Here is a 14,627-nt window from a genome sequence, read left to right as displayed (position 1 = left end):
GTTTCAGGTCAAAACGGATTCATCCTCATTCCAATGTTCCACGTGAAACATCTATTTGCCGATACAGAATTTTCCGAACAACGCATCAAGCATGTCTTCCGTACTCGCTCGCCCGGTAATCGCATCCAAAGCGCTGCGCACTAGGCGTAGCTGTTCGGCGATGATCAGGAAATCGGAGTGGTCAGCGATATTTTCGAGATAGCTTTGTGCACCCATCAAATGGCCGGCCTGGCGATTGTTAACACTGACCTCGTCGCCTGCCGGCAGAATATCCTTTGCTTCGCGCACCAACATATCCACCAGCGTCGTCATACCTTCACCCGTCACCGGTGACACGGAGATTATAGAATCGCTCTTCGGCTGATAATCAGGATGATCGGACCGGGCACCTATCTCAATAACGTTTCTGTGTGCAGGGCCATCTCCTTCTGGCCCCAGCCAAAGAATGATATCAGCCAGATCAAATTGCTGACGGGCGCGATTTATGCCGATACGCTCAATTTCTTCCACTCCCTGATCTCGAACCCCGGCGGTATCAATGAACAGGAAAGGTATCCCGCCAATTGCAATCGGCACTTCAATTACATCGCGCGTGGTCCCGGCAATCTCCGATACAATCGCGGCTTCACGCTCGACCAGTGCATTGAGCAGCGTTGATTTTCCGCTATTGGGTGGACCGCCGAGAACGATCCGCACACCTTCCCTCAGTTTTTCAGCACGCGGTCGGCAAAGAAGCGTTGCCAATTCTGCAGCTACGTTTGCGGCACCTAGCTGGATCGTGTCGCTATGTCCTTCCGTCACGTCGTCCTCGTCGGAAAAATCCAGCTCTGCTTCCACCATCGCTGATAACCGCAGTACCTCTGATTGCCACCCCTCAATTTGTCGCGACAAGGCACCACCAGCCATCTTTACCGCTGCCCGCCGCTGCATCTCCGTTTCTGCGAATAATAGATCGGATAGGCCCTCCGCTTCTGCCAAATCCATACGGCCGTTGGTAAAGGCCCGGCGGGTAAACTCTCCCGGCTCAGCCCGACGCAATCCATCCATGTCGTCCAGAGCGCTCTCGATTGCCCGAACAACCGCCCTGCCCCCATGGCAATGAATCTCGGCAAGATCCTCACCGCTCGCGCTATTGGGACCGGGGAAAGCAATCACCAATGCCTGATCAAGCGGTTCATCGGTTACAGGGTCCGTCAACCTCCGTAGACTTGGTTTTCGCGGCTCTGGCAAAGACCCTATTAGTCTAGCCAGGCCGTCAAATGCTCGGTCGCCGCTTATCCGGATAATTCCGATAGCCGCTGGCGGCTGGCCACTCGACAGAGCGAAAATGGTTTCAGCCGCTGAATCCATATCTATATAAATAATTGATATCTAATCCTTTTTCTTCGTTGAAGACTTGCTGCGGCTAGAGCCGCCGCCCATGGCTCCGGTCAGGAAAGACGAAAACATTTTCACGCCCGCCTCACCCATAGGCGCAATAATCTTGGTGAAATTCTGGAGTTGTTCGACAGAGTTGGCGCCTTGAAGGAATTTGGACAATTCCTTCACATAAGTTTCATTAAGTTTCGCCACGTCCGGCAGTCCAATCAAAGTGCGCGCTTCTTCCGGTGTACAATCGAGTTCAACGGTAACTTTCATCATATATTCCTTACTTGCTCGCGCAGCGAAGGTCCCTCCCCACTGCGACAGATCATCTTCAACCTTGCTTGCACAGGATATGGGGATATTGTGACCTAAAGATCAAGTCATGATGTCAAGGAGCACGAAAATGGGAAGCATGGAAAATATCAATACGCTCAGCGGCGAGGCAGAATTTCCCTGTCATGTAGCGAAGCCCGGTAGCGGGAATGCCAAAGCGGCTATAATCGTGATTCAGGAAATTTTCGGTGTCAATAAAGGAATCAAGGCCAAATGTGACCGTTGGGCAAGTCTAGGCTATTTGGCTGTTGCTCCTGACCTGTTCTGGCGAGTTAACGACGGCACTGATCTGGATGCTGATGTGGAGGCCGAATTTCAACAAGCACTCGATCTGATGGGACAATTTGATCAGGATCAGGGCATTCGCGATATTGAAGCGACGATTCATTACGCGCAGAACGCCATTGGTAATCATAATGTTGGTTGCGTCGGTTATTGCCTCGGTGGCCGCCTCGCCTTCATGACGGCCTGCCGGACTGATATCCGGGCATCCGTTGGGTATTACGGCGTTGGCATTGATGGCTTGCTCGGTGAAAAACATGCGATTGCGCATGAAGTCATGCTCCATATTCCGACCGCCGACGGCTTTGTGCCTGCCGATGCGCAAGCAGCAATGCATAGTGGGCTGGATGATCATCCCAAGGTTACATTGCATGATTATGAAGGGCTCGACCATGGTTTTGCGGCAGAATTTGGTGAGCGCCGGGATGATGCGGCAGCAACACTCGCGGATCAGAGAACAGAAGCATTTTTCAAGGAACATCTAGCGTGAGTACGGCTGAAAATCTCAAAGTCTGGCACGAGCATATGGCGAGCAAAAGCGAGTCAGGCCTCAGTGAACAGCTTGCGGACGACGCGGTGTTCCACTCGCCCGTCGTGCACACCCCGCAAGCCGGAAAGCCTATCGTCATGGCTTATCTCTCTGCCGCTGATGTGGTTCTGGGCAATGACAGCTTCCGCTATGTCCGCGAAATTGTTGATGAAAGCGCCAATATGGCAATGCTGGAATTTGAGCTCGATCTGGACGGCATCCATGTCAACGGCGTCGATATTATCCAATGGAATAGCGCCGGTAAAATTCAGGATTTCAAAGTGATGGTGCGCCCCTTGAAGGCGATCAACAAAGTGTGGGATGAAATGGGCAAGATGCTGGAAAAGATGAAGGGTTAGATCAGATCAGTTTGACCAGCATTTTCTCCGCTTTGTTTCTGACAGATCTACGCTCATCTTTGCCATGCTTGTGCAAAAGGGGCTTTAGCTGTTTCTGTAACCCATCATCTCGCGTGGCCCAACTTGATAGAGTTTCCATAGTTTGTGTAAGCACAATCCAGTCATTCGAATGCTTGAGATTTGATAGCAAGATTGTGACGGCTCTATCATATTGAGAGTCAGTCAAATCCGGCTTCATTTTGCGAAATATTTGCGCAAGCGTCCACTGTGTTGATGCCTGATCAATCTGCGCGATATTTTCGAGCAGATGGTCTGTCCACCGCAATAACCAGCTTGGCCGCGCAAGCTGAACACGCTTCAAGGCATTTGAAGTACGCAGCCTCACGACCTCATCAGAGGAATCGTAACATTCAATCAATTCTGTAAGCTTTTCTTGATCGGCGAGAATGTCATCAACAACATTCAGAGTGTCTCCCAAAGAATTTGGGTGACCACCTGAAAGCCTGTTTTCAAAACTATCTGACATCATCAAATCCAGCAAAACTGCGCTAGCACCGATAAGCTCGAACCGTCTATTACCCAAAAAACGACATCACTCCGATTGTCTGGTTATCACCAACCCAGCCGGTATAAATCATTTTGCCAGCGACATAGACGATCACAGCAAGACCGAGATAGGCGATCCATTTGTAGCGTTCGATATATTTCGCGATTACATTGGCAGCTAGGCCCATCAGCGCAACAGATAACAACAATCCGACCACCAATATTCCGGGATGCTCACGCGCGGCTCCAGCCACGCCAAGCACGTTGTCGAGGCTCATCGAGACATCGGCGGCAGTGACAGCCCAAACCGCGCCCCAGAAGGTCTTGGTTGGCTTTATGCCGCTATGTTCATCGCCCTCAATTTCAGGAGAACCAGCAGATTCGCCACTGTGAAATATCTCGCGATAAAAATTCCATGCTACCCACAGGAGCAACAAGCCGCCAGCAAGGACCAACCCGACAATTTGCAGCAATTGCACCACAATCAATGCGAATAAAATCCGCAAAACCAGCGCAGCACCGATACCGATCAGAATGACTTTCCGGCGTTGCTCCGGAGGCAAACCACCTGCCAGCGCGCCCACGACAATAGCATTGTCAGCCGCAAACACGAGATCGATCAAGATTACCTGTCCGAACGCCGCCATCGCCGCTGGTGTTCCGATATTCTGAAAATCATGGACGATAGCCGCCCAGATATCCGACAAAGAGCCGAGTCCGGGAGTGGCGGCCGCAAGAAACGAGAAAATATCAATCATGGTTTGAAAAGCTTCTTACTGGTTCATGCTGTCGAAGAAATCGTCATTGGATTTGGAATCCTTCATCTTGTCAAGCAGGAATTCCATCGCGTCGATCGTACCCATTTGCATAAGAATACGGCGAAGCACCCACATTTTCTTGAGCTTCTCGTCCTCGACCAGCAATTCCTCTTTCCGCGTACCGGATTTACCGACATCAAGCGCCGGGAAGATACGTTTGTCGGAGACTTTGCGATCAAGCACGATTTCAGAGTTGCCGGTGCCTTTGAATTCCTCAAAGATAACCTCGTCCATCCGGCTGCCGGTATCAATCAGCGCGGTTGCAATGATTGAGAGGCTTCCGCCTTCCTCGATGTTACGCGCAGCACCAAAGAAACGCTTTGGACGCTGTAGCGCGTTGGCATCAACCCCGCCGGTAAGCACCTTGCCCGAACTTGGAACCACGGTGTTATACGCACGACCCAGACGCGTTATGGAATCGAGCAGGATTACAACATCATGTTTGTGCTCAACCAGACGCTTTGCTTTTTCTATCACCATTTCGGCAACTTGTACGTGGCGGGTAGCCGGTTCATCAAAGGTCGAGCTGATCACTTCGCCTTTCACAGAACGCTGCATATCGGTCACTTCTTCCGGGCGTTCGTCGATCAATAGCACGAGAAGATAAACTTCCGGATGGTTGTCTGTGATGGCCTTGGCAATATTCTGCAGAAGGACAGTTTTACCTGTCCGAGGCGGCGCAACGATAAGTGCGCGCTGGCCTTTGCCCTGCGGTGAAATAATATCAATGACCCGTGCGGACTTGTCTTTTTCTGTTGGATCATGACAATCCAGCGTCAATTTTTCATCGGGATAGAGCGGAGTCAAATTATCAAAATTCACCCGATGGCGAACGGCATCGGGATCATCAAAATTGATTTTGGTCAGCTTGGTCAGCGCAAAATAGCGTTCACCGTCTTTAGGCGCCCGAATTTCGCCTTCAACCGTGTCACCCGTACGCAAACCAAATTTGCGAACCTGGTTAGGAGAAACGTAAATATCATCCGGGCCAGCAAGATAATTGGCTTCTGGCGAACGCAGAAACCCAAAACCATCAGGTAATACTTCTATTGTGCCGATCCCCATTATGAGCTCGCCTTCTTCGGCTAGCTCCTTCAGGATCGCAAACATCAAATCCTGTTTACGCAGGGTGGACGCGCCCTCGACACCAATTTCTTCGGCCATAGACACGAGTCCAGCCGGGGTTTTTTCTTTTAATTCTTTAAGATGCATGGAGAATTATCCAGATTTTATAGGATGTTACATTATATTTTGCATGTGCGTGGCGTGTCGCCGTTCAATTGTCACATGAAAATTCGCCCGGACGGGCTTTGGTAATTAATTACGCCTTTGCTGATTGCGTGTCAACCAGCCGAGAGGAACGCGATCAAAAAGGCTTCACGATAACCAAAATCACAATGATCGCTGCGGTAATCCCCGGCACTTCATTGACCAGTCGCAAACCTTTATCCGACATGGTCCGCTCTCCGCTAGCAAGTTTTCTGGAATAGCCGATCATCCAGCCGTGATAGCCGGATAACGCCAATACAAAGAGTAATTTGGCGTGGAACCAGCCTTGGCTAAAAGCGTCAATATTATAGGCGAGCAACAATCCTACCACCCAAACAATAACCAGCGATGGATTGAGAATGATCTTGCGCAGCTTGCCTTCGCGCTCGATCCATTTCGCGTCCTCCTGCGAACCAACAGCACTTTCCTGATGATAGACAAAGAAACGCGGCAGCATGAACAACCCCGCCATCCAGAAAATGACAAAGATCAGATGCGCCGCTTTTAACCAGAGATAGAGCATGGAGAGGATCTCATTCATTGTCTGACAAGTGTAAGCAGCTTTTCTACATGTTCAATGGGTGTGTCCGGTAAAATGCCGTGACCGAGATTAAAAACATGGGGGCGTTCTGCGAAAGTCTTGAGAATATGCGCAGTGGATTTTTCCAGCGCTTCGCCTCCTACAATCAACGCCAAAGGATCAAGATTGCCCTGAACCGGTAGGTCTTTCGGGAGATTTTTATCAGCCCAAACGGGATCAACCGTTTCATCGAGGCCAAGCGCGCTTGCTCCAGTTTCGTTTGCATAGGCGATGAGTTTTGCACCAGCACCTTTTGGAAATCCGATGATCGGAAGATCGGGATGGACAGCCTTTAACCGCGCAATAATTTCCGCATTGGGTGCAATAACCCATTTTTGAAATTGCGCCGGTGACAATGACCCCGCCCAGCTGTCGAACAACTGCAAAGCATCAACGCCCGCTTCAATCTGGCCGAGCAAATATTCCACAGTGTTATCGATGATCGCATCAATGAGTTCCGAAAAAGCTAATTCATCCTGATAAGCATAGCGCCGCGTAACGCTCTGGTCTTTGCTACCCTGTCCATGTGTCATATAAGTTGCGACCGTCCACGGGCTACCGGCAAAGCCCATGAAGGTGGTTTTATCATCAAGCTCCGAAGCAACCCTGCGCACGGTTGCATAAATAGCCTCAAAATGCTCTGGAGCGGCCTCCAGAGACGACAACGCCGCATCGACGAGCCTTGGTGCCAAGCGCGGTCCTTCTCCTGCCTCGAACCATAGTTTCTGGCCCATCGCGTGTGGCACGATTAAAATATCCGAAAACAAGATAGCCCCGTCAAATCCAAATCGCTTGATCGGCTGAATTGTCACTTCTGCAGCTGCCTCCGCATCATAGCAGAGTTCAAGAAACCCTCCCTTTTGGGTGCGTAACTCCCGATATTCTGGGAGATACCGACCGGCTTGCCGCATCAACCACACCGGTGTCTGATCGGATTTCTTGCCGCGCAATGTCTGGAGCAATAGTTTTTGGGAATCGTAATTGTCAGGCATGAAGTAAGGTGGGTCCAATATAATATATAAGTAAATTTTAGAATCTTGTTGTTGATGATAGGCCGTGGAAAATGGAGTAAACGGGCAGCGCCGATATTACAAACAGATTGACAGATCAGTGTTAACGGAAAATTTACCGAGTCCCGTTTTTCATCCCCGCTATCCACAGATTGTGGAGAAAAACTATCAATGTTGGTGGGCTGTGGGTAAAATAACGGATGTCGGGGACACAAGTATAGAGGTGTTTTATCCCCATTTTCATCCCTTGCTTTATCCCCGCTGAAATCACAAAGCTATAAGCTATGAATCGTCTTCATCTTCACATGCTATCAGACTCCACCGGCGAGACGCTCGAAAATATTGCCAAAGCCGCGCTCGCGCAATTTGATGGTGTCGAGATAATCAAGCATTTCTGGCCAATGGTACGTTCGGAAACGCATTTGAACCGGATATTGAGCGAAGTCGCCGATAACCCGGGGCTGGTTATTTTTACACTGGTCAACCGCGATATCCGCCAGCGGCTGGAACGGGAATGCCGCCACTTGGGGCTACCAACAGTAGCAGCACTTGATACCGTCACCGATGCGCTTTCCAATATGTTGGGCCAGGAAGCCAAAGCTAGGCCGGGTCGCCAGCACATATTGGACGCCGCTTATTTTGAAAGGGTGGAGGCGATCCAGTTCACCATTGCGCATGATGACGGCATTGGTTGGGAAAATTGGGAAGAAGCTGACATTGTTCTGGCCGGGGTTTCCAGAACATCAAAAACGCCAACGTCGATCTATCTGGCTAACCGCGGTTATAAAACGGCAAACATGCCTATCGTACCGGAATCGCCACCGCCGGACGCGTTATTTCATCTCAAGAACCCCTTGGTGGTTGGGTTGATAACCGGAGCAAGTCGGTTGGTACAGGTCCGCAGAAACCGTTTATTATCGCTCAATCAGGCACCGGAAACGGACTATGTTGATGAAGGGGCAGTGAAACGCGAAACTCAATATGCACGGCGGATGTTTGCTGACAACGGCTGGCCGGTTATAGATGTTACCCGGCGGTCGATTGAAGAATCGGCTGCTGCCATCATAAATTTCTATAATGAGCGGCATCTGGGTGCGCAGGCCGCAGTTGATCAAGGCGAGAGCGGATGAGTGAACCGATGCTGGTTCTCGCGTCCAAAAGCAAAGCGCGGAGTGCCATGCTGAAAGCAGCAGGTATTACCTTTGAGGCGCTTGCGCCCAATGTCGACGAGGAAGCGCTCAAAGAGGGTCTACTCGCAGAAGGTATTAGCGCCCGCAATCTTGCTGACGCACTGGCAGAAGCAAAATCCGTTAAATTGTCGCGCCGGCTTGGACCCGCCCTGGTTTTGGGTGCGGATCAGGTCTTGGCAATGGAAGATGGCCAAATGCTCGGCAAACCGGCAGATAAGGACGACGCGAAAGCACATTTGCGGCTTCTCTCCGGGAAGAAGCATATATTATTCAGCGCTGCGGTCATTTCTGATCAAGGCTCTCCGGTCTGGCGGCATGTCGATGTTGCAACGCTCACGATGCGGGCTCTAAGTGATGCGTTTATAGATGAATATGTCGAGATGGAATGGAGCAATATCCAATATTGCGTGGGATGCTATAAAATCGAGGGTCGGGGCGCGCAGCTATTTTCTGATTTAAGTGGCAGCCAGTTTACGATTATGGGCTTACCGCTGCTTCATTTGCTAGACTTTTTGCGGATTCGAGGAGTGCTGCCTTCATGAGCAATGCATTGCCCTATGCTGAGGTTATTGGCGACCCGATTGCACAAAGCAAATCCCCGATTATCCATAAATTTTGGCTGGAAAAACTGGATATTAATGCAGATTATCGCGCTTGTCATATAACATCAGATGGCCTGAAAGATTATATTGCGAACCGCCGGGGCGACAAAAACTGGCGGGGTTGCAACGTGACTATGCCCCATAAGCAAATGGTGATGGATCATGTCGCCGATCCGGGGAAGGTTCGCCACTCAATAGGTGCGATGAACACGATTGCCCGTGACGAGCAAAATGCACTTTTCGGCACCAATACCGATGCCGGTGGGTTTTTTGCTCCGATCGCAGATATGGAACTGGCTGGTCAAGATGTTATTGTGATTGGTGCAGGAGGCGCAGCGCGCGCCGTACTGTTTGCACTATCCAAAATACACGTGGGGCTCGTGACCGTCGTCAACCGCAACGCGTTGAAAGCATCAGTTCTTCTCGCGCATTTTGGACTTAAAGGACAAGCGCTAGAGCATGGCGCAACGCTTCCCCATGCCAAGCTGCTAGTCAATGCCAGCGCGCTTGGCATGGCAGGACAAGATGAGCTGAATATTGATCTGAGTATGCTGCTGGATGATGCCGTTGTGTATGATCTGGTCTATTCACCGCTCGATACCCGTCTTTTAAAAGCGGCAAAAAAGCGTAATCTAGAAACGGTTGATGGCTTGGCGATGTTGATTGGCCAAGCGGCTTTGGCCTTTGAAATATTTTTTGGCAAAGCACCGCCGCTCGAGCATGATGACGAGCTCCGAAAGTTGCTGCTGGTATGAACAAACCGCTGATTATTGGTCTCACAGGCTCCATCGGGATGGGAAAATCTACCGTTGCCCAAATGTTTGTTGATGAAGGCGTGCCGCTATTTGATGCTGATGCTGCGGTGCATATTTTGCAAGGACCAGGAGGCGTGCTGGTTGATGAGATTGAAGCTCTGTTTCCGGGAACAACGGGAGCGCAGGGTGTGGACCGGCAAAAACTCGGAGCGCGGGTTTTGGGTGATCCTGAAGCCCTGAAGCGTTTGGAAACGCTAATTCATCCCGCCGTCGGTGTCATGCGTATGAAGTTTTTCGAGGACCATCGAAATGAACCATTAGTCCTCTTTGATATACCGCTTTTATTCGAAAAATCAGGCGCTGTGGGCGTTGACCATATCGTAGTCGTCTCGGCTACAAAAGAAGACCAAGAGGCTCGCGTTTTGGCGCGACCGGGAATGACGGTGAAAAAATTTGAGAAGATCAAAGGCCTGCAGATGCCCGACGCGGAAAAGCGCAAAAAGGCAGATTCGGTGATTGATACGTCGATGACTTTGGATGAAACACGACAGCAGGTGCAAAATCTTGTGCAAAAATTGAAAGCAAGCCTTGCGTAACGGAAATTTCGGTCCGATATTGGCGTTATGCGGGAAATAATTTTCGACACAGAAACTACCGGTTTTGATCCTCAAAATGGTGACCGGATGGTCGAAATCGGCTGTATTGAAATGGTCGATCGCGTTGAAACCGGACGGACTTTTCATTGCTACTATAATCCGCAATGCCCGATGCCCAAAGCCGCAGAGGAAGTGCATGGCCTAAGTGATATTTTTCTGTCGGACAAAAAGCTCTTTGCCGATGGCGCAGCAGAGCTGGTTGATTTCCTGGGTGACGCCAATCTGGTTGCGCACAACGCCCAGTTCGACTTTAATTTCCTGAACGCAGAATTGCGGCTTTGCGGTCATACGGAAATTTCGCAATTCCGTATGGTCGATACACTCGCAATTGCGAAATCCAAGCACCCGGGCGCCAAACTGTCTCTGGATGCATTATGCTCTCGCTATGGAATTGATCGCAGCCACCGGTTAAAACATGGTGCGCTGCTTGATGCTGAATTGCTCACCCAGCTCTATATTGAGTTAACTGGCGGTCGGCAAATTGGCCTCGGACTTGCCGATGACAAAAAAGCTGATCAAGTAGAGCCTGAACGAGCGGCCTCCCACCGAGCTGCCTTTCGCAAAGAGTTCATTCCCCCCGCCCCCACAAGGCGAGTGCAGAAGAATTGGAACGTCACTCTGCATTTGTCGACGGTATCAAAGATAACCTTTGGGCGAAAACCTAAACGACCTTAACTCAGTTTGTAATGTGCGTACCTAAAAAATGGAGATAAAATATGGAAATTCGTGTTTCAGGTCATCAAGTAGACACCGGCGATGCACTTCAAACCCATGTCGGAGAGCGGATGAACGCGATAGCCGACAAGTATTTTCCAAAGGCGATTTCCACGCACGCAACACTTAGCAAGGCACCCCATAACCATTTCAAATGCGATATTGTTACCCATGTAATGCAGGGACTGATGCTAAAAAGCGATGCCGAAGCCGGCGATGCGCACCAGGCCGTTGAGCAAGCGGCCGACAAGATTGAAAAGCAGCTTCGCCGCTATATGCGCCGCTTAAACGACCACCATGTTCAAGCCCAATATGCCGCCAAACAGGAAGAGGCAGCTTATCGTGTATTTGATAGTGGAGACGAGGAGGAGGACGAGGCTGAAGATACATCCGATGCGCCGCCAATCATCGCTGAAACCAGCACAGATATTCCTGTAGCTAGCGTATCAAATGCGGTCATGATGATGGATTTGCGCAACACCAGTGCCTTGATGTTTAAAAATGCTGGAACGGGGGCGCATAATATGGTTTATCGCCGTTCCGACGGAACGATCGGATGGGTCGAACCACGCGGATAAAATCACATTGGCTAATATCTGTTAGCGAACCTTTCGAATAACTCCTTCAGTTTCGGTCTTCCATGGCCAAACCGATATGTGATCTGCGGCACGGCGGAGGCTTGCTTTTCGTTGTATGAAGATTGCTAGATGTTCCGCTGATAAGTTGAGGATATGAGATGACAAATTTGTCCATCAGATTGGATTTTGATGCAATATTATATGATGTGGATAGTACAAACACCCCATCTAAACCGGCTGTTGTTAAGATAATTGCTGATCAGGCCGCCGCAGCATATGATCTGGATGCTGGAGAGATTTATGCCGGTCTGCTGGCGCGAGAAGCGCTAGGTTCAACCGGATTTGGTGGGGCAACAGCGATACCGCATGCCAAAATTCCTGACCTTGATGAATGTGTGGGCGTTTTCGTCCGGTGGAATAAGCCCATCGGATTTTCCGCACATGATGGAAAACCGGTCGACGTAGTCTTAGCCCTACTTTCGCCGGAGAATAGTGGTGCGAAGCATCTAAAGGCGCTTGCTGAAATATCGCGATTGCTGAGAAATGACCAATTCATGGGAAAACTAAGGGGCGCCAGCACCGTCGACGCACTTTTTGCCCTACTGTCTGGTCAGCGCGCGCAACAAGCGGCATAGACTTTCATCATGTCTATGAATCAAGAAAATGAAGGCGAGTCGAATGGTGCTATGGAGCATTTCCATGCGCTGGAGCGGCTCTATGCAGAGGCGCCGATCAACACTCTGTTTGATTCGAAGCTGAAAATTACCGAGCGCGGCCACGCCCGCATCACTTTTGAAGTCGATGAACGCCACTATCATGCTGCAGGCGCTGTACATGGCACCAGCTATTTCAAAATGCTCGATGACGCCGCCTTTTATGCAGCCAATAGTCTGGTATCAGACCGCTTTCTGCTAACAACCGCCTTTAACCTGCTATTTACACGACCGCTAAAGGCAGGAAAAGTCACGGCAGAAGGGCGCTGGGTCAGCGGTAAACGACGGGTTTTCGTAGCAGATTCGCGGCTGATTGATTCGCAAGGTGAAGAGATTGCCCGGGGAACCGGGACTTTCATGCGTTCGCATATCCCGCTGGCCGGTCTCCCCGGCTATAAAACCGGATCGTGAATATTGCCATTTCCGCGCGAAAAAGGCGATTCCTGTGATTGAACCCCGACTATCGAGCGAGTTCTTCATAACGGCGCTGCTCAAGAAAGTGAATCAGGAGGGCGGGTTTGGTGCGGTGATTCGCAAAGGCGATCGGATCTCGGGATCCATTCTTGTCATCTGCGTCGAAAAGGGTGAAAACCCTAGGCTCCTGGAGAAAATGCCAATGCTTGATGGGTCTTCGATGTGGCAGAAGATTTGGCCGCAAGACATTGAAAAACAACAGAATTTGGATGAGTATCTCGCGCGGCGTACCAAGTTTGACCCCGATATCTGGTTAATTGAACTGGATATCCCGGATGCTGAACGGCTCATCGCTGAAATGGGTCAGTAAGTTTGACTTTGTTGCAGTGCAGTATATCTGACGGTCAACTTTTGAAGCGAAGGTTGCCGCTGGGGATGTCATTCGGACAGGTGGTAAACACGCAGACGGGGGAACGGGGATAAGCCGTTGGCTGGTTTTTAGGCTTATTCAAATCTGCTTTTGCAGACACTGGACTCACCGCATAAATTAACAGGTTTATGAGCACAGTTTTTAAAGCAGCAAGCGCATTATCGCTTGCCCTTACAACAGTTGCGGCTTTGTCGGTTACCGATGCATCATTTGCTTTTGAAGCATCAGATGAGGTTCCCGAGGCGGATATTGTTATTGATCCGTCGCTTCTGGAAACAAGCGATGAAGCGGTTGACCAAAGAGTGGTTTTTGCTGACTTTGTAGAAGTTTCTTCAGAAATTCCGCAGGACGTTATCGAAGCTGACCGGCTCGCTAATGAAAAACGGGCAGAAGAGGCAGCTGCTGCTGAGCAAGATGCTGATTTCAACAACAGCGATGCATCATCATTGCAAGAACTGGTAAGCCAACAGTCGATTGACGGCCCCCTTAGCGACGAAATGCAGTGTTTGGCAGGTACGGTATATTTCGAATCCAAAGGCGAGACGTTGGCAGGCCAATTGGCTGTTGCCCGCGTCGTTATGGCTCGCGCCGAGTCCTCTCGGTTTCCAGACAGCATCTGTGGCGTCGTATACCAGCGTAGCCAGTTTTCGTTTGTTCGCGGTGGCAAGATGCCGCGCATCAATACCGGACATCGACATTGGCGCAATGCGGTTGCGATCGCGAAGATTGCAATGAATGACGCTTGGGACAGCAAAGTTGAAGGCGCTTTGTTTTTTCACGCCCGCTATGTATCTCCGGGCTGGCGCCTCCAGAGGATTGCAACCATCGACAATCATATTTTTTATCGCTGAAGCAGATGACAATGGAAATTTATAGAGGCTCCCAATCGGGGGCCTTTATTTTGTTCTTTTTATGTTCTAACGATCGAGAATGACAGCTTATAGCAATAATCCTGATCTGACAGAGCAAACCCAACCTGGACAAATAGATTCTGAGGATATTTTGTCTGGTGCCAAGGCCGTAGAGCGCGGAGTCGCTCGTCTATTCTATCGACATGACATATTGCTGATGCCGGAAATGAGCCTGCCCAATCATCGCAGGGCTGACCTTATGGGACTGGACGCCAAGGGGCAGATTATCCTCATCGAAATCAAGGTCGCGCGAGGTGATTTGTTGGGCGACAATAAATGGCGCGAATATCTGGACTATTGTGATCGTTTCTACTGGGCACTGCCGCCTGAATTGGATGCTTCACCGCTTGATCAGCCAGATTTTTTGCCCGAACGGGCCGGCGTTATTATAGCAGATGCCTATGATGCAGAGATTGTGCGACCGGCAAAAACTCAGGCGCTGTCAGCAGCGCGACGCAATAGCGAGACCCGCAGAATCGCGCGCAGAGCGATGCAGCGTCATGCTATATTAAAAGGCTGGGATGATTCTGACTTGAATCATGTCCATTTTTGAAACCGCGTCCGGCTGAGGTG

20 protein-coding genes are annotated in these 14,627 nt (G+C 50.3%); 13 read left to right on the top strand and 7 right to left on the bottom strand.

Going from position 1 to position 14,627, the window contains the following annotated elements; translation table 11 throughout:
• Positions 1 to 51 precede the first annotated feature (51 nt).
• Both mnmE and HF685_RS10600 read right to left on the bottom strand, forming a co-directional pair.
• Positions 52 to 1,350, bottom strand: a complete 1,299-nt coding sequence (mnmE, locus tag HF685_RS10605; protein ID WP_168819860.1) for a tRNA uridine-5-carboxymethylaminomethyl(34) synthesis GTPase MnmE — start codon at positions 1,348 to 1,350, stop codon at positions 52 to 54.
• A 21-nt stretch (positions 1,351 to 1,371) separates the two neighbouring features.
• Positions 1,372 to 1,641, bottom strand: coding sequence for a DUF6489 family protein (locus tag HF685_RS10600; protein ID WP_246218583.1), 270 nt, complete (start codon positions 1,639 to 1,641; stop codon positions 1,372 to 1,374).
• A 127-nt stretch (positions 1,642 to 1,768) separates the two neighbouring features.
• Here HF685_RS10600 and HF685_RS10595 point away from each other — a divergent pair, with 127 nt between their 5' ends.
• Both HF685_RS10595 and HF685_RS10590 read left to right on the top strand, forming a co-directional pair.
• Positions 1,769 to 2,470 carry a dienelactone hydrolase family protein gene (locus tag HF685_RS10595; protein WP_168819858.1) on the top strand — a complete coding sequence of 234 codons (702 nt, stop codon included), beginning with the start codon at positions 1,769 to 1,771 and terminating at the stop codon, positions 2,468 to 2,470.
• A gap of 35 nt (positions 2,471 to 2,505) precedes the next feature.
• Positions 2,506 to 2,868, top strand: coding sequence for a nuclear transport factor 2 family protein (locus HF685_RS10590; RefSeq protein WP_168821482.1), 363 nt, complete (start codon positions 2,506 to 2,508; stop codon positions 2,866 to 2,868).
• Between the two features lies 1 nt (position 2,869).
• Here the strand turns inward: HF685_RS10590 and HF685_RS10585 are convergent, their stop codons facing one another.
• The 5 genes from HF685_RS10585 to hemE all read right to left on the bottom strand — a co-directional run bounded on the left by HF685_RS10585 (position 2,870) and on the right by hemE (position 7,073).
• Entirely contained in the window at positions 2,870 to 3,397 is a 528-nt protein-coding gene (locus HF685_RS10585) for a hypothetical protein (RefSeq protein WP_211051127.1), read from the bottom strand.
• A 46-nt stretch (positions 3,398 to 3,443) separates the two neighbouring features.
• Positions 3,444 to 4,172, bottom strand: coding sequence for a TerC family protein (locus tag HF685_RS10580; protein WP_168819854.1), 729 nt, complete (start codon positions 4,170 to 4,172; stop codon positions 3,444 to 3,446).
• A 15-nt stretch (positions 4,173 to 4,187) separates the two neighbouring features.
• Complete coding sequence (rho, locus tag HF685_RS10575) at positions 4,188 to 5,444, bottom strand: transcription termination factor Rho (protein WP_168819852.1); 1,257 nt, start codon at positions 5,442 to 5,444, stop codon at positions 4,188 to 4,190.
• Between the two features lie 154 nt (positions 5,445 to 5,598).
• On the bottom strand, positions 5,599 to 6,042 hold the full coding sequence (locus HF685_RS10570) for a CopD family protein (RefSeq protein ID WP_168819850.1): 444 nt from the start codon (positions 6,040 to 6,042) through the stop codon (positions 5,599 to 5,601).
• Positions 6,039 to 7,073 carry a uroporphyrinogen decarboxylase gene (hemE, locus tag HF685_RS10565; RefSeq protein ID WP_168819848.1) on the bottom strand — a complete coding sequence of 345 codons (1,035 nt, stop codon included), beginning with the start codon at positions 7,071 to 7,073 and terminating at the stop codon, positions 6,039 to 6,041. Before hemE ends, HF685_RS10570 begins: the two co-directional genes overlap by 4 nt.
• A 302-nt stretch (positions 7,074 to 7,375) precedes the next feature.
• On the opposite strand from hemE, the gene HF685_RS10560 reads away from it, so the two are divergent.
• From HF685_RS10560 to HF685_RS10510, 11 genes are all read left to right on the top strand, one after another.
• Complete coding sequence (locus HF685_RS10560) at positions 7,376 to 8,221, top strand: pyruvate, water dikinase regulatory protein (RefSeq protein ID WP_168819846.1); 846 nt, start codon at positions 7,376 to 7,378, stop codon at positions 8,219 to 8,221.
• 8 nt (positions 8,222 to 8,229) lie between these two features.
• Positions 8,230 to 8,823, top strand: coding sequence for a Maf family protein (locus HF685_RS10555; RefSeq protein WP_168821480.1), 594 nt, complete (start codon positions 8,230 to 8,232; stop codon positions 8,821 to 8,823).
• On the top strand, positions 8,820 to 9,638 hold the full coding sequence (locus HF685_RS10550) for a shikimate dehydrogenase family protein (RefSeq protein ID WP_211051124.1): 819 nt from the start codon (positions 8,820 to 8,822) through the stop codon (positions 9,636 to 9,638). The genes HF685_RS10555 and HF685_RS10550 overlap by 4 nt, the downstream gene beginning before the upstream one ends.
• Positions 9,635 to 10,234 carry a dephospho-CoA kinase gene (gene coaE, locus HF685_RS10545; RefSeq protein WP_168819844.1) on the top strand — a complete coding sequence of 200 codons (600 nt, stop codon included), beginning with the start codon at positions 9,635 to 9,637 and terminating at the stop codon, positions 10,232 to 10,234. Before HF685_RS10550 ends, coaE begins: the two co-directional genes overlap by 4 nt.
• A 27-nt stretch (positions 10,235 to 10,261) precedes the next feature.
• Positions 10,262 to 10,969: a DNA polymerase III subunit epsilon gene (gene dnaQ, locus HF685_RS10540; protein WP_168819842.1), complete on the top strand. Its 708-nt coding sequence runs from the start codon at positions 10,262 to 10,264 to the stop codon at positions 10,967 to 10,969.
• A gap of 41 nt (positions 10,970 to 11,010) precedes the next feature.
• Positions 11,011 to 11,586, top strand: coding sequence for a ribosome hibernation-promoting factor, HPF/YfiA family (hpf, locus tag HF685_RS10535; RefSeq protein WP_168819841.1), 576 nt, complete (start codon positions 11,011 to 11,013; stop codon positions 11,584 to 11,586).
• Positions 11,587 to 11,744: 158 nt separating this feature from the next.
• A complete protein-coding gene (locus HF685_RS10530) occupies positions 11,745 to 12,221 on the top strand; it encodes a PTS sugar transporter subunit IIA (protein ID WP_168819840.1) in 477 nt (158 codons plus the stop codon).
• Between the two features lie 9 nt (positions 12,222 to 12,230).
• A complete protein-coding gene (locus HF685_RS10525) occupies positions 12,231 to 12,710 on the top strand; it encodes a PaaI family thioesterase (RefSeq protein ID WP_246218582.1) in 480 nt (159 codons plus the stop codon).
• A gap of 34 nt (positions 12,711 to 12,744) precedes the next feature.
• Positions 12,745 to 13,083 (top strand): DUF1491 family protein, encoded by a 339-nt coding sequence (locus HF685_RS10520; RefSeq protein WP_168819839.1) that lies wholly within the window; start codon positions 12,745 to 12,747, stop codon positions 13,081 to 13,083.
• A 188-nt stretch (positions 13,084 to 13,271) separates the two neighbouring features.
• Positions 13,272 to 13,994: a cell wall hydrolase gene (locus tag HF685_RS10515; RefSeq protein ID WP_168819838.1), complete on the top strand. Its 723-nt coding sequence runs from the start codon at positions 13,272 to 13,274 to the stop codon at positions 13,992 to 13,994.
• Between the two features lie 79 nt (positions 13,995 to 14,073).
• Positions 14,074 to 14,607, top strand: coding sequence for an MmcB family DNA repair protein (locus HF685_RS10510; protein ID WP_168819837.1), 534 nt, complete (start codon positions 14,074 to 14,076; stop codon positions 14,605 to 14,607).
• The last annotated feature ends 20 nt before the right edge of the window (positions 14,608 to 14,627 follow it).

Source organism: Parasphingorhabdus halotolerans (assembly GCF_012516475.1).
GTDB classification, from domain to species: domain Bacteria; phylum Pseudomonadota; class Alphaproteobacteria; order Sphingomonadales; family Sphingomonadaceae; genus Parasphingorhabdus; species Parasphingorhabdus halotolerans.
This window is presented reverse-complemented; position numbering and strand designations above follow the sequence as displayed.